The organism is Clostridium sp., assembly GCF_050717515.1.
Taxonomy (GTDB): domain Bacteria; phylum Bacillota; class Clostridia; order Clostridiales; family Clostridiaceae; genus Clostridium_AD.
On sequence record NZ_JBOITL010000024.1, the window covers coordinates 17,278 to 36,125 of the forward strand.

Genomic DNA, 18,848 nt, shown 5'->3' on the forward strand with positions numbered 1-18,848 from the left:
GATTACGTATCTGTCTTTTTTATTTTTTGGTAAATTAGGATATTATTATTTGGAAGAAAAAGAATATATTAAATACAACTTGAGCATAATATCAAATGATAGAATACATACTAAAACTTGTTATATAAAATTAGAAAGGAGGATTAGTTTAATGCAATTGGGTATTAAACTTTTAATAATATGACTATGCAAATTTTAATGATAATACAACTTTTTTTTACAGTAGTTATTGGGATATATGTCTTTAATGCATTAAAAAGTCACCATAATGGAAAGGTGTCTGTTAATTTAGATAGCAAAAAAGAAATGGAAAAATTAAGAATAATGAAAAGCATAAGCCTTACTGAACCGCTAACAGAGAAAAGTAGACCAACAAAATTCGAAGATATAATAGGACAAGAAAAAGGAATTAAAGCTCTGCAAGCAGCAATATGTGGCCCTAATCCTCAACATGTCATAATTTATGGTCCACCAGGAATAGGTAAAACAGCAGCAGCAAGATTAGTACTTGAAGACGCTAAAAAAAGAGCACGATCACCGTTTAATGAAGGTTCTAAGTTTATAGAAATAGATGCAACCACAGTGAGATTTGATGAAAGAGGTATAGCAGACCCACTTATTGGATCTGTTCACGATCCCATATATCAAGGGGCCGGACCACTAGGGGTAGCTGGAGTGCCTCAACCAAAACCTGGAGCCGTTACAAAAGCACATGGGGGAATTCTGTTTATTGATGAAATTGGAGAGCTGCATCCTATAGAAATGAATAAACTTCTTAAGGTCTTAGAGGATAGAAAAGTATTTTTAGACAGTGCTTATTATAATGGAGAAGATCCTAATACGCCACTTTATATAAAAGAGGTATTTGACGGAGGTCTCCCAGCTGATTTCAGGCTTATAGGAGCAACTACGAGAAGCCCAGAAGAAATAACTCCAGCAATAAGGTCCAGGTGTGTAGAAATATTTTTCAGACAATTACTTCCAGAAGAATTGCAGATAATTGCAGAAAACGCAATAAATAAAATTGGACTTAAAATTTGTGAAAAAGCATTAAAGCTTGTAGGTAAATACTCTAGTAATGGAAGGGATACTGTTAATTTAATTCAGTTAGCTAGTGGAATTGCCATTAATGATGAAAGAAATGAAGTAAGCATTGAAGATATTGAATGGGTTATAGAAAATGGACAGTATTCGCCAAGGTCCGAGTCTAGAATATCAGATAAACCACAAATTGGATATGTAAATGGTCTAGCTGTTTATGGAGCTAATATGGGAGCTGTAATGGAGATTGAAGCTTCTGCTAAAAAAGTAAAGCTCCGAAAAGGTATACTTAAAATTACAGGAATTATTGAAGAGGAAGAAATAAGTAGTACAAATAAAAAGCTACGACGAAAAAGTACTGCAAGATCCTCAGTTGAAAATGTGATTACAGTCCTGGAAAAGTATTTTAACATAGATTGTGATGATTATGATATTCATGTAAACTTTCCTGGTGGATCACCTGTGGATGGACCATCTGCTGGCATAAGCATAACAACTGCAATATATAGTGCGATAAAAGGTATACCAGTTGATAACATGGTTGCAATGACAGGAGAGATATCAATTCATGGTAATGTAAAGCCTATAGGTGGTGTTAATGCTAAGATTGCTGCTGCAAAAAAAGCAGGAGCTACAAGGGTTATTATTCCCAGGGATAATTGGCAGGATAGCTTTAAAAATATTGAAAACCTTTTGATTATACCAGTGAGTAATATTACGGAGGTAATTCGCGAAGCTTTGATCCAGGAGAGCCCTAAAAACATTTTAATTGCATTTGAGTCAGATGTTGATGTTATAGCAGCGGAAGCATTAAAAATCTAATAAAAACAAATAACAAGTAAGTATGATAATATATTTGACTTGTTATTTGTTTTTATGTGCCTTAAAATTTATTTTAAATTTTCTAGTATTGAAAATTAATCGTATTATAGGTATACTATAGTAATGGTGCTATAATTATAGCAACTATAATTATGGTTGCTGTCAATTGTCCAAATGGGATAGTGAATTGTAAACATGACAAGAAGGTTGAATAGGTTAAGTATTAAATTTTAAAAAAGCATTCAGCCACAAGCAAAAAAGCATAGTGGTTTTGCTAAAAATTTATAAAAATATAATAAATTAATATTTATAGTTTCTATATATTAATTTAGAAAAGAGGGAGAAAATGGATAAAAATACAAAACTTCTTCCGCTAATTCCACTAAGAGGTATGAATATATTTCCATATATGGTGTTGCATTTTGATGTTGGTAGAGAAAAATCTATACTGGCACTAGAAGATGCTATGCTAAATAATCAAGAGATTTTTCTGGTTTCACAGAAGATATCAAAAATTGAAGAACCAGAGGAAAAGGATATATATAGTATTGGTACTGTTTGTAATATAAAGCAAATATTAAAGTTACCAGGAGATACAATTAGGGTACTAGTTGAAGGATTAAAAAGAGGGAAGATTTCAGAGTACAAAGATGATGAAACTTTTGTACGGGCAGAAGTAGAAATTATTGAAGATGAAGATTGGGTAGATAATAAGAAGTGTAAGGCACTAGTTAGAATTATAGATAAAGCTTTTGAAGAATACATAAATTTGTCAGCTAATAATTTTCCCGATGCACTATTCAGTTTGGAAGAGACCAAAGAGCCAGGAAGATATTGTGATATTGTAAGTTCATATTTAATACTAAAACCAGAAACAAAACAAAAATTGCTTGAAACATTAGACGTTATTAAAAGATTGGAAAAATTACTGTTTATATTAAAAAATGAAGTTGAAGTATTAAAAATAGAAAAGAAAATTGGAACAAAGGTTAAAAGTAGAATTGATAAAATTCAAAAGGAATATTATCTAAGAGAACAAATAAAAGCTATACAAGAAGAATTAGGAGAAGATGACGAGAATAAAAGAGAAACAGATGAATATGAAATTAAGATAAACAAGGCAAAACTTCCTAAAGAGGCAAAAGAAAAAGCGATTTATGAGCTAAACAGGTTAAAAAGTGCAGGGAATTATTCTGCTGAAAGTGGAGTAATAAGAGCATATTTAGATTGGATTTTAGAACTGCCTTGGAATAAATTCACTAAAGATAACATTGATATTAACAAGGCTAGAGAAGTTTTTGCAGCAGAACATTATGGTCTAGAGGATGTTAAGGAAAGAATAATAGAATATTTAGCAGTTAAAAAAATCAGCAAAACCCTTAAAGGACCTATACTTTGTTTGGTAGGACCGCCAGGAGTTGGAAAAACATCTATAGCAAAGTCTGTTGCTAATGCATTAAATAGAAATTTTGTTAGAATGTCTCTCGGTGGAGTAAAAGATGAGGCTGAAATAAGAGGACATAGAAAAACTTACGTGGGAGCAATCCCAGGTAGAATTATATATGCAATGAAACAAGCAGGAGCTAAAAATCCATTATTTTTATTGGATGAAATTGACAAAATGAGTGGTGATTTTAAGGGTGATCCTGCAGACGCACTACTGGAAGTTTTAGATAGTGAACAAAATGCAACCTTTAGGGATCATTACCTGGAACTGGACTTTGATTTATCAAAGATTTTATTTATAACTACTGCAAATAAATTAGATACAATTCCAAGACCATTATTAGATAGAATGGAAATTATTGAGGTATCTGGGTATACATCAGAAGAAAAATTCCATATTGCTAAGAATCACCTTATTCCAAAGATGTTAAAAGAACATAATATGGAGGAGAGCAAAATAAGTTTTTCAGATTCTTCAATAAATTGTATTATAGAAAATTATACTAGGGAATCAGGTGTTAGAAATCTTGAAAGACAAGTTGCTTCTGTTATCAGAAAGGCAATAACAGAAATGGTAGAAAAAAGTAAAGAAAATGTTAATGTTACAACGGCCCACGTTAAAAGGTATTTAGGGATTGCTATATATACCTATGATAAAGCAGATGTGGAAGATGGAGTAGGCGTTGTGACTGGCCTTGCGTGGACTGAAGTTGGCGGTGTTACTTTGCCTGTAGAGGTAAGTGCTATGGAGGGAACTGGTAAGCTTGAACTTACTGGCCAGTTAGGCGATGTTATGAAAGAATCTGCCAAAGCTGGATACAGCTATATTAGAGCTAATGCAGTTAAATATAATATTGATAGTGACTTTTATAAAAATAAGGATATTCATATTCATGTACCAGAAGGTGCAGTGCCTAAAGATGGTCCATCTGCTGGGGTAACCATGATTACTGCAATGGTATCTGCCTTAACTAACAGAAAAGTAAGACATAACGTAGCAATGACAGGTGAGATTACTCTTACAGGAAGGGTGTTACCTATTGGAGGGCTTAAGGAAAAATCCTTAGCTGCCTATAGAGCAGGCATTGATACAATTATAATTCCAAAAGATAATGAAAAGGATATACAAAAGATACCAAAGAGTATTAAGGATAAACTAAAATTTATAATTGCAAGTAAAGTAGAAGATGTACTTGAAAATGCATTAATTGGAGAGATAAATAATGGAGATAAAACAATCTGAATTCATAATTTCAGCAGTAAAACCTGCTCAATATCCTACAGATAATAGAGTAGAGTATGCTTTTGTTGGCAGGTCCAATGTAGGAAAATCATCTTTAATAAATACTTTAACAAATAGACGTAAATTGGTTAAAGTTAGTGGTACACCTGGAAAAACAAGACTTATAAACTTTTTTTTGATAAACGAAAGTTTTTATTTTGTTGATTTACCAGGGTACGGATATGCCAAAGTATCAAAAACTGAACAAGCTAAATGGGGTAAGATGATGGAGGACTATTTAATCCGAAGACCTCAGCTTCAAAAAGTAGCATTATTGGTGGATTGTAGACGCAAGCCAACTAAAGATGATCTTCTAATGTACGGATGGATAAAACATTTTGGCTACGAAGTTGTAATAGTTGCAACAAAAAAAGATAAATTAAATAGAGCAGAACTTGTAAAAAATAATAAATTAATTAGAGAAACATTGAATTTAGAGGATAGTGAAGAAATTATCAATATTTCATCGCTAAAAAAAATAGGTGTCAAAGAGCTACTCGGAAATATGTTTAACGACATTTCAGAAGGAAGTCTCCCACTTCTATAAGTGGAGGTACATGTTACAACAAAAAGAAAACTTCGGTGGGAGTCTAAATTTCCTTCTGAAGTCGTTAATTGCAGCATCGCAGATGATGATTTAACGACACTGAAGATGATGATTTAGCCACTCTGAAACTATAGAATAAAAATAATGTGATAAATAAATAGACCTACATTATATCGTGCAAAACAGTACTTATTGCACGATATAATGAGGTCTATTTTTTTTGTATTTTAATTGAAAATTCAGTGTCAATTTATTTATATGAGAATAGTATATATTAGAAAACAAAAGAAAAAGGTTTTTAAAATTAAGAGTTAAACAGAGGAAGAGAACAATTAATATTTGTTATTTAACTAATAGTAAATAAAAGGAGGGAAGTAAAGTGGATATGAATGGCTTACTAAGCGGATTAGCGAGTTCTCAAGGGAACTCAGGTGGTAGCGGACATGGTGGCGGAGGCCAATGTGGATGCAACAACAACAACAACAACGGAATCTTCGGCGGAGGAATAATTTGGATTATCATTTTATTATGTTTCTGTGGAGGATTTGGTGGTCAAGGACAAAATTGTGGTACTGTTTGTGGATGCGACCCAAAACACTGCAAAGAATTATGTAGATGTGGCTCAAGTAATGTTGGTGGATGCGGTGGATTTGGTGGACTGGGTGGATTAGGTTCAGGAAACGGTTGCTGGTGGATAATAATATTATTACTTGTATGCTTCTGCGGCAATCAAAACAAAGGATGCTGCTCAAACAATAACGACTGTTGTGACGAATAAACTAGGTAGTGGATTATAAGTGAACATTTGATAAATTAAATTATTAATTACCTTTAGTTAAAATATGTAATGCATTGAAACATGCCCAGAAAGGGGGGTTTTATATGTCAAAAAGAAGACGTTGTAATAATTCATGTTGCGCAGTTCAACCTGTAAATTCATGTGGGATTCAAAGTTTATGTGCAAATCCAGCTTGTGCAGTGATAATATTAATTATACTTCAAAAAACGTGTCTACTTCAAAACAATAACGCATTTTTACTAATACTAATATACTTGGCTTGTTGTTGTTGTAAAGGTGGAAGCGCTCCAGTTGTACCAGTTATGCCAGTTAAAAAACATGGATGTTGCTGTTAGTCATAAAAATCAGGGAGAGCTTATGCTCTCCCATTTATAAATGAGGTGAATAATGTGTCAAAACATCACAAGAACCATAGAAATAATATGAATGATGGAAATAACAATAATAATAATAATAATAACGATAATGGTAATAGTAACGGTAATGGTAATAATAACGGAAATAATAATTCTAACAATAATCCATTAACACAAATGCTAGGTGGGAATTCTGACAATCCAATGATGGCATTATTATCTAGTTTTCTTTCTGGCAACAATGGTGGTGGCAACAATATGCTGGAAGGTTTACTTTCAGGGTTAGGCGGTCAAAATAATAATATGTTAGGAAATATGTTGGGTAATTTAGGTGGCCAAGATAACAATATGTTAGCAAATTTGATGGGTAATTTAAATGGTCAGGGTAATAACATACTAGGAAATTTAGCGAATAATTTAAACCTGGGTAATTCAAATTCAAATTCAAATTCAAAGCCAAATTCAAAGTCAAATTCAAATTCAAAGTCAAATTCAAATTCAAATTCAAAGTCAACATCAAGTGTTGTAAAAAATAATAAAAATAATTTAAGTGAAAATAGTGATTCAATAAATTCTAATGTTGATGATAAAGATAGCACCTTATCAAATATATTTTCAGGTATGGGCGGTATAGACTTAAGTGAAATCTCAAATATGCTAGCCGGAATAGATCTAAATAACTTAGATTTAAATAATGCAAACCTTAGTGACATGATAAATTCATTGTCTAATAATAATTCTCTCTTGAATAATGATTCTATTGAAAGCAATGATGTTGAATTTAAACATACTGACCCTAAAGAAAGAACACATAGTATTGTGAAAAACTTAGAAGATGAGGATATGGGACAGTTAATATATATATTAGCTCATCTAGTAGATGATAGGAAACTTGAATTGCTCAACAAGATTGTAGAAGAAAATTCTAATTAGATGCATTAGAATTTTTATAATTAAGGCTTATATTCAGGTGTATTGCAATGATAATATTTTTTATGTCAATCATTACAAAAATAACAGGTCAAATATGCGTGCATGTTTGACCTGTTATTTTTGTGTTTGTCTTATAAATTATCACTATCACTATTAGGATCTTCATAACTTACCATAGTGCATTTACCATCAAGAATTCCGCCTTCAGATATCATCAATTTTTTTACCGAAATATCTCCTTTGACCTTGCCACAACTTTCGATGGACAATGTGCTTTTACAACAGATATTTCCATTAAGAGTTCCGTTTATAGAGGCATTATTACATATCGTATTACCTTTTATATGCCCGGATTCGCCGAGTATTACATCATCTTCACAAAATATGTCTCCATCAATGGAACCGTCTATTTTTATTAATCCATTAACATTTAAAGAACCAATTATAAAGCATTGGTCTCCAATTAAAGTTTCAATTCTATTTACGTCTTTCTCCTTATTATTAAACATATGAACACTCCTCCAATGTTAAATTAATTTATATTTCTAAATAGTAATAACTTCTTAAAAAAAATTTAAAATATCATTTATAATGAATAAAACTATGCAAAAAGGTTAATATTATAAATGTAATCGGAGTTAAATCTCCATTAGCATAAAATTAATTATTTTATGCGGAACCCCCCCATCCCCCTTGGGACCGATAATACGGTCCCTTTTTAATCCGTAATTATATTAATATTCTATATATTAACTATCTAATTAAAAATGTATGCTATTACTTAATACTTATAGAACTAATCTTCAATGTAGAAACACTATCCACATTAGGTATAGGTTTAAGAATTAGTTCTATGGTATAGTTTTTTGTGTCTTTTAAATCCTTGGCAGTAGTTCCTTTAAAGTTTATAGTCCAAAGAATTTCACTGGCATTGCCTTCTTTGTCCCAGTTATAATCTTTAAAAACAGCATCTTGGAATTGAAAATATATTTTTTTGCTCCATAAATTGCTTAATAGTGATATATCATTACCATTTAAATTAGGTGAGAAAAGTTCTTTTGATATATCTAATTCTGATAGTGGAGAGCTTGCCATAAGATTTATGAAACTTGTTATGGTGTTTTTACCCATATAATTATCATCATAGTTATAGTCAAAAGATTTTAAACAATTTTTAACAAAAATATAACTCATAAAAGTCATTTTACCATCTTTAATAGTTCCAGATAAAACTTTAGGTGATTTATTATTTTTACTATCTACAAAACCTAAAATATTATTGGTGCTGCAAAATATATCATCAAATTTATCAATATTCCAAAGAAATATATGCTGAACAGCTTTATTATTTATGGACGATGTACCCTTTACAGAGGCTTGGGTAAATATTTCCGGTGTGTTATTTCTAGATATGTCCATTAAAGTAAGTCGCATTGGCCACTCCGTATAATAATTTCCCACAGTGTTAATTTTTTTAGAAGGTTCCAGGTAATAACTTTTATCCTGTGAATTTATTTGAATATGATATTTATCTGTTTCTGTTTTTATGTAGAGAATATCCTTAGTGCCATCTCCTGTTAAATCAGCCTGCATCATTTTGTTTTCAGTAATAATATTAAATGTACTTAATGACTTGTTTCTGATTAATAAGAATAAGATAAGTGTTGTTGAAAAAACAACAAATGCTAAAGTATAGTAAATAAATTTCTTCTTTAAAAAAAATATCTGCAATTTCATATATTCCACCCCCTTTAAATTATATGTAACAATTATACATTTAATTAATTTATATAAAAAAAAATAAAAAATTCATATTTATTATTATTAAGAGGTGAACTTATGAAAAAACCATTTAAAACACTAAAAAATCTATTAAGTTTTATTATAATTTTAATTATGATATTTACACTTTCAGCCTGTAAATCTGATAAAAGTGAAAAGCAAAAAAAAATAAATATATTCCTAGATACAACTGATAAATATTCTTCTAGTGTAATTAAATTTTTAATTGAGGATTTTAAAAAAACAAATCCAGATACCGAAATAAAACTAAATGATGTATTAGGTGATAAAAGTGATATCATGGAGAGTATTAATCTTGGTACTGAAATTGACCTGCTTTTCACTAATAGGAATACTCTTATTGAGCTTAGCAAAAAGGGAGTACTTAGTGATATGAAAAGTGTTTATGAAAAATTGGGTATAAGTGAAAAATATTATGATATCGTAGGTTCCTATGGTAGAGTAGGGGATAAATACTATGGCATAGGGGTGGTACCATATTCTATTGAGCTATTATATAATAAAGCTAATTTGGAAAAATTAAAAATAACTAATCCTAAAAACCTAGAACAATGGTTAAATGTTTTGAAGCAAATTAATGGTAAGGGAATAAAAACTCCAATAGTGTTAACTGAGGATATGGATACTAATGGATTGTTGTTTTCATTAATAGCTAACAAAGTGGTAAATATGCATGATCTTGAAGAAAGTTATGACAGTGGTATAGAATCATATAAAAAAATTAAAGCCATGCAAGAGATATTTAATCAATTTAATTCACTAACAAAAAGTAGTGGAATTGCTAAAGGGTCTTTTGAACTTGGGAATGAACAAAGTATTATTAATTTTAATAATGGTGATGCGGCGCTTCTAGCATGTATTTCCTATTACAATTCTAAACTTAATGGAACAAATATTGGTATAATAGGAGATTATGATAATAACTCAAATTATGGTTCTAATATGCCTATTATAATTAATTCTCTAGTAGGTATTCCTCTAAATGCAAAAAATGGGGATAATGCTAACGCTTTTATTAAATATATATATAGTGATGAGGTTCAAGCAAGAATTGTGCAAAAAGGAATTATAAGTGGAAATAAAATTGCAAATAATAAAGTATCAGGTATCGGAAAAATAATGGTTCAACATATGTATAAGGCTAATGATAATAGTATTTTTATATTATATAATTTACCTGATAAGATTAAAAAGAATGTATCGATAGCTTTGACAAGGATTTTAGCTGGTGGGTATAACTCTAAAGAATGGGAAGAATTGTTAAAAGAATCATACAAATGATTTATTAAATAAAAAAAAGAAGTATATTTTTATACTTCTTTTTTTTACTTAATAAATCATTTTTTGCAATTTTCACATAATCCATAAAAATATATTTTATTTGCTAAAACTTCGTAAGTAGTATATTGTTTTACATCTTCATTTAGATTTGAAAAACATATGCCTTCTATGTCATCAACTCTACCACAACTTATGCATTGTACATGAGGGTGGGAAGCCATGTTGCCATCATATCTAAAGTTACCTTCACCTACATTAAGCTCTATTATCAATTCAACTCCAACAAGCGTTTTTAATGCTTTGTAAATTGTAGCCAAACTCATAGTAGGATAGGTTGGTTGTAAGGCTTTGTAGATCACTTCTGCTGAAGGATGCTCTTTTGTGGACTTTAAATATTTATAAACTGCAATACGCTGAGGTGTTAGTTTTAACTTTTTCTCTCTAAAAATTGTCGTAATGTTATCCATATACACCATCCTATAATGTAATTAATCGTTATAAAACTTATTATATAATAAAAACTATTACTTGTCAAAGCAAATTATACAAATAATACTACTAATACTGATGAAAATTAAATTTTATATTGAATTTTTAATTCATTTATAGAATAAGAAACATATATTAGTAATATAGAGAGGAGGGCTGATATTTTGAAAAAAACCTATGTATTAGATACCAATGTTATTCTATACGCGCCCAGTGCTATATTATCTTTTGGAGATAATGATGTAATAATACCTGAAGTGGTACTCGAGGAATTAGATAGTTTTAAAAAAGATAAAAGTGATTTAGGGGCTAATGCTAGATATGCAGCTAGACTAATTGATAAACTAAGGCTTGAGGGAAAACTAAATGAGGGTGTTGAGCTGGCAAATGGGGGAAGACTTAGGGTAGAAATGAATCACTATGATATCAAAATTCCTACTTCTTGGAGCAAAGAAAAGGCTGATAATAGAATAATACAGGTATGTAAAGGACTTAAAGAGCAAGGGGAAGATGTTTGGTTAATAACCAAAGATATATTTCAGCGAATCAAGGCAGATGCTGTAGATATTAATGTAGAAGATTTTTATGAAAAATTTGTGCCAGAATATGACAATCAATATACAGGAAGAGCAGAAGTATTGGTATCTTCAGAAAAACTTAAGGAGTTTTATAGCAAAAAAAGTTTGGAAGTTGCTGCTTTACTTAATTATGATGAGAATTTACAAGAGTATATAACACCAATTTTATATACAAATCAATTTTTAATAATTCATTCTATGGAAAATCCTAAACAAACTGCATTGGGTAGATATGATGGCAAAAATGTAGTGCCACTTTACAGTAAGGAAAGTAAACCCTTAGGAGTTATACCAAGAAATGTTGGGCAGAGATTTATGCTAGAAGCGCTAAGTCTGGATGCAATAAAAGCACCCTTAGTAATTGTTAAAGGACCTGCGGGAACAGCTAAAACGCTATTTTCCCTGGCAGTAGGACTTCAAAAAATATTAAATGAGAATAGCGAGCATTACAGAAGAATTTTAGTCTGTAGACCGAATGTTACCATGGATGAGGAAATAGGTTTTTTGCCTGGTACAGAGCAAGAAAAAATATCGCCCTTTATGAGGCCCATATTTGATAATTTAGAGATACTTGTGGATACAGATGAAAAAGAACGCTATAAAAATGAAAAGGAATTAACAGATAAGATAAAAGACTTATTTGATAGGAGAATTATAACTACTGAAGCTGTTGCTTACCTTAGGGGGAGGTCCATAGTTAAAAATTGGGTGATTATTGATGAAGCACAAAATTTGTCACCAAAACAAGTCAAAACAATTATAACTAGAGTTGGTGAGGGTACTAAACTAATTCTTATAGGTGACCCTGAACAAATAGATCATCCTTTTCTTGATTCAAGATCAAATGGGTTGTGTTATGCCGCTGAAAAAATGAAGGGCAGTGATTTGTGTTATCAGGTGACTTTAAAATATGATGAATGTGAGAGATCGCCCCTAGCATATGAAGGCTCAAAAAAACTATAAATATGTTGATTTCTAGAAGAGAGTATATGGATTTATACTCTCTTTTTGTATGAAATTATCAAATTATCAATTAAGTTTACAAAAATTACATTAAAAATTTGTTTTAAAATATAAAGTTTTATTGTACAATAAGATAGTACCTAATAAGAAAAAGGATGGGAAGCATGAGAAAAACAAAAAAATGTAAGAAGAAAAAAATAAGTACAAGCAAGCTAGTTATATTATTTATAGTATTTGAACTTGTTTTCACAACCATTACAGGCCCATATATGCTTTATTATGGTCCATTTAAAAAGGCGAAGACTGCAGTAGTGGGTGCAGCAATGAGTACGCTCACAGTACAGTGGCTAGCAAAAGCGTTTTTATCTGATGCGAAAATAAATGAAATTTTGAAGGGCCAAACAGTAGCTGTTATAGCTCAAGAAAAACCAGGTGGCGTAAATGGTGGTGTAAAGGTAGAAAGTAAAAATGATAATAGTATTGAAAGATATGAAGTAAAGAATAGCAAATACAAAGGATATGTGTTAATAATTAAGGATCCAACTAGGATAAGAGTAGGTTACAGTAGTAAACTGCTTAACAAACCTGGGCAACTTAAGGAAGGCGAGCGCACTAGTGAAATTGCTAAAACCAATAATGCAATTGCGGCGGTTAATGGTGGCGCCTTCGTAGATGAAGCGGCTGGAGCAGAATGGGCAGGAACGGGAGCAAAGCCCGTGGGAATTATAAGGACTGATGGAAAAGATGTTTTTAATGATATAAAAAATGAAAATAAGGAAACAGATGTTGTTGCAATAACTAAAGCTGGAGACCTGTTAGTTGGAAAACATAGCATTAAAGAAATGAAAGAACGGGGGGTAACAGAAGCCGTATCTTTTGGACCGGCACTTATAGTTAATGGAAAGAAAACTATAGTTAATGAGGGGAATGATGGGGGTCAGGGCCCTGCACCTAGAACAGCTATTGCACAAAGGCTAGATGGCGCAATAATATTATTAGTTATTGACGGTAGACAAATAGGTAGTTTAGGGGCTACTTTAAAAGATGTTCAAGACGTTTTGTATAAGTATGAAGCTTATCATGCTAGTAACTTAGATGGAGGTTCTTCTGCTACAATGTTTTACAAAAATGAAGTTATAAGTAATCCTAGTGACAGTTATGGAGAAAGATCTATACCTTCAATTGTTTATGTTGAGAGTAGATAATAGGGTTAAAACTTAGCGTATTACATTTTAAATTAAAGGAGAAAGCATTATGAAATGGAAGAAAAGAATAAGTATTTGGATTATAGTATCTTTATCTTTACAATGTTTAGTCCTCTTTTATATAGATCATTATTTTTTAGCTACTGATTCAAAAGTGGAATCAAAAAAAATTGTTGAAGATAAAAGTGAAAAAACAAAAAAAATCGATATTACGGTACCAGAGAGCGCAGAAAAGATATTGGCCTCCTATGATGCTGAATATTTATCTTATTATGAAGACGAGCAATTAAAAATTGTTGATTGTAAGGATGGAAAAGTTAAAAAAATAGAGACAAAAGAAGGAAGCAAAATTTGTTTTTATAAGTGGCTTCCAGATAGAAATAGAATGTATTTAGTAGAGAAAAACAGTGATGATGAGTCTGGTAAATTAGTATTATATTCTTATGATTTATCAAAAGGTGAAAAAGTAAAGATTAAAGATTTAGCCTGGGCTAATGCAAAATCCGAAGTAAAAGATATTCAATTCTCAATTTTAACAGGATTTTTATACGTAAATGTTGCAAGTGAAGGTGAGAGAAGCAATATATATAGGTTTAAAAGAATGGTGGGTGCAGTTACTGAAGAAAAGGTAACAAAAGTTGATACAATACCTAGTTATGTGAGTAATATCGTATTAGCACGTCATGAAGATAATCTGGTGTACGAAGGATCAGTTTATAATAAAATATATGCTATAGGTCGTGAAGAACCTATAACTGTTGAAGGTGTGGACAAGCTTACAATAGTTGGTATTGATAATAATGATAATGTGTATCTTGGAGAATTAAAGGATAAATTAGTAAGCAAAATTTATTACGGTAAAACAGCAGATAAAACTACAGACTGGAAATCTATTGAGTTACAAACACCTTGTGAAAGAAATGCTTTATTCGTTTCCACTGATGGTAAGGTGTATCAAAATGATACGTTAAAAGGTGTAGTAAAAGAAATTAATTCTGGAACAGAAACTAGTTATGAAGGAAAGTTTTTACAAATATATACTGAAGGTGTTGTATCTTTAGTGGGTACTAAAATATCCTTTGTTCCTTTTAAATAGGTAGGTATCTTCATATAAATAGTTAATAATAATTTTAAACTATGCCTTTGGCATGGTTTTTTTTGGTTACTTACAAATTATAGTGAATTAAAATATTATAAAAAAAATATTAATCGTTTACAAAAAGTTTTTTTAGTATTATAATATGTTTACTGACTTGTCCTAAAATTTTCATGTTAATGCATAATATAGATTAATATAAAAATTATAGGATGAAATTAGTATTTAAAGAATGGAGGGGTTAATTTGTTTAATAATTTTAGGGGCAAGAAATTGACAGCATGGGTATTAACATTAATGATGGTGTTTACTTTAGTTCAACCAGTTAATGTTTTTGGAGCAGAAAGCAAGGAAATGAATTTACAAATACTGGCAACTAGTGATATGCACGGTAGATTTATGCCTTATGACTACGCTGTTAATGCAGCAGACACATCAGGAAGTATGGCTCAACTTCAGACAATTGTTAAAGAATTAAGAAAAGCAAATCCAAATACTATTTTGGTAGATAATGGTGATACTATTCAAGATAATTCATCATCGTTATTTAACAATGACGAAATACATCCAATGGTACTTGCAATGAATGAAATGAAATATGATACTTGGTCACTTGGAAACCATGAATTTAACTATGGAATACCTACATTACAAAAAATTTCATCTAAATTCACTGGAACAGTTCTTTGTGGTAATGTTTTTGATAAAGATGGCAAGTCTTTAGGCAAGCCTTATAAAATAATAGAAAAAGATGGAGTTAAAATTGCTATTATTGGTATGGTAAGTCCACATATAACAAAATGGGACGGACCTAATTTAGTAGGATATACAGTGAAAAACCCAGTTGAAGAAACTAGAAAAGTTGTTGATGAACTTAAAGGCAAAGTTGATGTTATGATAGTAACTCTACATGCAGGCGAAAATGCAGAGTATGGAAATGGCGATAGTGCTAGAGAAGTAGCTAAAGCTTGCCCAGAATTAACTGCTATTGTAGCTGGACATGCTCACTCAACTATAACTCAAGTTAAAGAAGGAAATGTTATTATTACTGAACCTAATAAAGGAGCAGCTCAATTATCAAAAATTGATGTTAAACTTACTAAAAAAGCTGATGGTAAGTATTCTGTAGTAGATGCTAAATCAGATTTAGTTTATGTAACTCCTAAAGGTGGAAAAGCAGCGGTAGCAGATGCAGATCTTTCATCTAAATTACAACCTTATAGCGATAGAGCTATTGCAGAGGCTAAAATTGTTATTGGAGAACTTAAAGGCGGAGATTTAGTTCCAGCCGATGTGATTAAAGGGATACCAGCAGCGCAAGTGCAAGATACAGCAATGATAGACTTAATTAACAAAGTTCAAATGTTCTATGGTGGGGCTGACGTATCTTCAGCAGCAGCATTTAAAAATGATGCAAATATTAAACAAGGTAAAATAAATAAAGCTGGTACAGCTGATATATATAAATTTGATAATACTTTAATAACTCTTAAGGTAAATGGAGAGCAGTTAAAGAGATATATGGAATGGTCAGCAAGCTATTACAATACTTTTAAACCAGGAGATTTAACAGTTTCCTTTGATCAAAATGTAAGAGGATATAATTATGATATGTTCTCAGGAGTAAAATATGATGTTGATGTATCAAAGGAAAAAGGGAAAAGAATTGTTAATTTAACTAGAACGGATGGAACACAAATAAAAGATACAGATGTCATTAAATTAGCAGTTAATAATTACAGAGCCAGTACAACACTTCTTAATGAAACATCAGGATTATTTAAGGGTGAAGGTGTAGAAACATTATATGACTCATTTAAAACTCTAGGAGACGATGGACGTATAAGAGATTTAATAAGAAAATATATTGTTGAAGAAAAGAAGGGAGTTATAACTCCGGAGGTAGATAATAATTGGAAAATAATCGGAAATAATTGGGATCTACAAGCTAGAGCTAACGCTGTAAAAGCTATTAATGATGGTAAATTATCTTTACCAAAATCTGAAGATGGAAGAACACCAAACGTATCATCTATAAATTATAGTGAACTTGTAAAAGTTACAGGAGAAAAAGAAATTAATGTTCTTACATTTAATGACTTCCATGGTGCTGTTGTACAGTCATCAGCAACAGACAAAAATTCAGGCATAGCTAAATTTGCAGGAGAAATAAATAGAATAAAAAATACAAATCCTAATACTATAGTAGTATCAGGTGGAGACAGCTATCAAGGAAGTGCAATGTCTAACTTAACTTATGGAGAACCAGTAAATGAAATGATGAAATCAGTTGGAGTAGTTGCCTCAGCTGTAGGAAATCATGAATTTGATTGGGGTACTGATAAAATAGCTAAGTGGGCAAAAGAGGGTGGATACAAATTCCTCGCTTCAAATATCTATGATAAAACAACTGGTAAGCCAGTAACATGGGCTGAGCCTTATATGATAGTTGAAAAGGGTGGAGTAAAAATAGGCCTTGTGGGAATTGCAACACCAGAAACAGAATTTAAAACTAAACCAGAAAATGTTAAAAATTTAGAATTTAAGGAGCCCGCTGCTTCAGCTAAAGAATGGGCTAAAGTTGCAAAAGATAAGGGCGCAGATGTAGTTATTGCATTAACTCATCTAGGAGCTTTCCAAGATAAGGGTGGTAAAATTACTGGAGAAGCCACACAGCTTTGTGGAATTCCAAATATAGATGCAGTTATTTCAGCTCATACTCACCAAACTGTAAGTGGAATGGTTAATGGGATTCCTGTAATTCAGGCATATAATGCAGGAAGAACTTTAGGAAGATTAACAATTAAAATGGATGTTAGTGGTAAAATAGTAGGAATAGTACCTTCAGTAGATGATTTATATAAGAGACCAACTACTTTAGTAGAAGATGCTACTGTAAAAGCAATAGCTGATAAATATACTAAAGATTTACAACCTATACTTAGTGAAGTTATAGGAAAAACAGATAAAGAATTGCCTCATGATAGAAATGTGGCTGGAACATCATTACTTGGACAATGGACAACTGATGTTATGAGAAAAGTAGCTGGAACACAAATTGGTATAACCAATGGTGGTGGACTAAGAGTTCCAGTAGCTGCTGGAAACATTACAATGGGAAATATGTATGAAGTTATGCCATTTGATAATACCTTATTTAAAATGGAGCTTAAGGGTTCAGATTTAAAGAGAGTGATTGAAAATGGAATAGGCAATAAAGAGATTGGTTGGGTTCAAGTAGGCGGAGTTAAAGTTTACTATAATGAAAAAGCTGAGTTTGGTAATAGAATTACAGCTATGGTCTTAGAAAATGGAACTCCAGTTGAAATGGACAAAACTTATACAGTTGTAACTAATGATTTTATGGCTACAGGCGGAGATAAATTTGACTTTACAGGTGCAACAAATAAACTAGATACAATGATTCCAATAAGAGAGGCGTTAGTAACTGAATTAAAACAAGTTAAGGCTATATCAGTTAAAAACAATAATAATCTTGTTTCAGGTACTGCACCAGCAGTAACAAAACCGGTAGTAACAAAACCAGTAGTAACAAAACCAGTAGTAACAAAACCAGTAGTAACAAAACCAGTAGTAACAAAACCGGTAGTAACAAAACCAGTAGTAACACTACCAGTATTACCTGTTAAGGTAAAATATGTTATGACTACAGCTAAAAATGGATTGAATTTCAGAGTAGCAGGTTCATCATCTTCAAAGAAACTTGGAGTAGTTAAATATGGCACAGTAGTTCAGGTTACTTCAGAAACTGCTAGTTGGTATAAAATTACTTACAATGGCAAAGTAGGTTATATTTACAAAGCTTACACAAAAGCAACATCGGCTAAGCTGGTAACTGCGGCTTAAAAAAGAATCTTACAATAAAATACCGTGTAGACAGTATAGTAATATATTGTCTATACGGTATTTTAATACTATCTTTAGCAGTGGATGAAGAAGAAACAGCACAATTGTAGAAATACTTTAGTATTTGAATTAAAAAAGACTTTATCTGTTAAAGATAAGGTCTTTTTTGGTGGCATTTTAAATAGAACATACTAGCATACTCACTAGTTTCTTTAAAAAAGATGCCTTACATAAAAATATAAATTAAGCATAAGAAATACAACTTAAGAAATATATTCTTTTGTTTTAAAATAATGCATTCAAAATAACAATAAACTTTGCTATAATAGATATATTAGAC

14 protein-coding genes are annotated in these 18,848 nt (G+C 31.2%); 11 read left to right on the forward strand and 3 right to left on the reverse strand.

Features of this window, described 5'->3' with window-relative positions; genetic code table 11:
* Positions 1-180: 180 nt before the first annotated feature.
* The 6 genes from lonB (at position 181) to ACREV6_RS08900 (ending at position 7,226) form a co-directional block, all read left to right on the forward strand.
* The gene (lonB, locus tag ACREV6_RS08875) at positions 181-1,863 is read left to right on the forward strand and encodes an ATP-dependent protease LonB (protein ID WP_431577653.1); all 1,683 of its coding nucleotides are present in this window, start codon (positions 181-183) and stop codon (positions 1,861-1,863) included.
* Positions 1,864-2,209: 346 nt separating this feature from the next.
* Entirely contained in the window at positions 2,210-4,552 is a 2,343-nt protein-coding gene (lon, locus tag ACREV6_RS08880) for an endopeptidase La (protein WP_431577654.1), read from the forward strand.
* A complete protein-coding gene (gene yihA, locus ACREV6_RS08885; protein WP_431577655.1) occupies positions 4,533-5,138 on the forward strand; it encodes a ribosome biogenesis GTP-binding protein YihA/YsxC in 606 nt (201 codons plus the stop codon). The genes lon and yihA overlap by 20 nt, the downstream gene beginning before the upstream one ends.
* Before the next feature lie 379 nt (positions 5,139-5,517).
* Positions 5,518-5,916, forward strand: coding sequence for a hypothetical protein (locus ACREV6_RS08890; RefSeq protein ID WP_431577656.1), 399 nt, complete (start codon positions 5,518-5,520; stop codon positions 5,914-5,916).
* Between the two features lie 104 nt (positions 5,917-6,020).
* Positions 6,021-6,272 carry a hypothetical protein gene (locus ACREV6_RS08895; protein ID WP_431577657.1) on the forward strand — a complete coding sequence of 84 codons (252 nt, stop codon included), beginning with the start codon at positions 6,021-6,023 and terminating at the stop codon, positions 6,270-6,272.
* A gap of 54 nt (positions 6,273-6,326) precedes the next feature.
* Positions 6,327-7,226, forward strand: a complete 900-nt coding sequence (locus tag ACREV6_RS08900; protein ID WP_431577658.1) for a hypothetical protein — start codon at positions 6,327-6,329, stop codon at positions 7,224-7,226.
* Positions 7,227-7,357: 131 nt separating this feature from the next.
* Here the strand turns inward: ACREV6_RS08900 and ACREV6_RS08905 are convergent, their stop codons facing one another.
* Positions 7,358-7,735 (reverse strand): bactofilin family protein, encoded by a 378-nt coding sequence (locus tag ACREV6_RS08905; RefSeq protein WP_431577659.1) that lies wholly within the window; start codon positions 7,733-7,735, stop codon positions 7,358-7,360.
* A gap of 268 nt (positions 7,736-8,003) precedes the next feature.
* A complete protein-coding gene (locus tag ACREV6_RS08910) occupies positions 8,004-8,963 on the reverse strand; it encodes a VCBS repeat-containing protein (RefSeq protein WP_431577660.1) in 960 nt (319 codons plus the stop codon).
* A gap of 102 nt (positions 8,964-9,065) precedes the next feature.
* Here ACREV6_RS08910 and ACREV6_RS08915 point away from each other — a divergent pair, with 102 nt between their 5' ends.
* Positions 9,066-10,310 carry an ABC transporter substrate-binding protein gene (locus tag ACREV6_RS08915; protein ID WP_431577661.1) on the forward strand — a complete coding sequence of 415 codons (1,245 nt, stop codon included), beginning with the start codon at positions 9,066-9,068 and terminating at the stop codon, positions 10,308-10,310.
* Positions 10,311-10,366: 56 nt separating this feature from the next.
* On the opposite strand, the gene perR is transcribed toward ACREV6_RS08915, so the two are convergent.
* Positions 10,367-10,777, reverse strand: a complete 411-nt coding sequence (gene perR, locus ACREV6_RS08920; protein WP_431577662.1) for a transcriptional regulator PerR — start codon at positions 10,775-10,777, stop codon at positions 10,367-10,369.
* A gap of 186 nt (positions 10,778-10,963) precedes the next feature.
* On the opposite strand from perR, the gene ACREV6_RS08925 reads away from it, so the two are divergent.
* The 4 genes from ACREV6_RS08925 (at position 10,964) to ACREV6_RS08940 (ending at position 18,508) form a co-directional block, all read left to right on the forward strand.
* Positions 10,964-12,340, forward strand: a complete 1,377-nt coding sequence (locus tag ACREV6_RS08925) for a PhoH family protein (RefSeq protein WP_431577663.1) — start codon at positions 10,964-10,966, stop codon at positions 12,338-12,340.
* Between the two features lie 164 nt (positions 12,341-12,504).
* Positions 12,505-13,545, forward strand: a complete 1,041-nt coding sequence (locus ACREV6_RS08930) for a phosphodiester glycosidase family protein (protein WP_431577664.1) — start codon at positions 12,505-12,507, stop codon at positions 13,543-13,545.
* A gap of 49 nt (positions 13,546-13,594) precedes the next feature.
* Complete coding sequence (locus ACREV6_RS08935; protein ID WP_431577665.1) at positions 13,595-14,641, forward strand: hypothetical protein; 1,047 nt, start codon at positions 13,595-13,597, stop codon at positions 14,639-14,641.
* Between the two features lie 246 nt (positions 14,642-14,887).
* Entirely contained in the window at positions 14,888-18,508 is a 3,621-nt protein-coding gene (locus tag ACREV6_RS08940; protein WP_431577666.1) for a 5'-nucleotidase C-terminal domain-containing protein, read from the forward strand.
* Positions 18,509-18,848 lie beyond the last annotated feature (340 nt).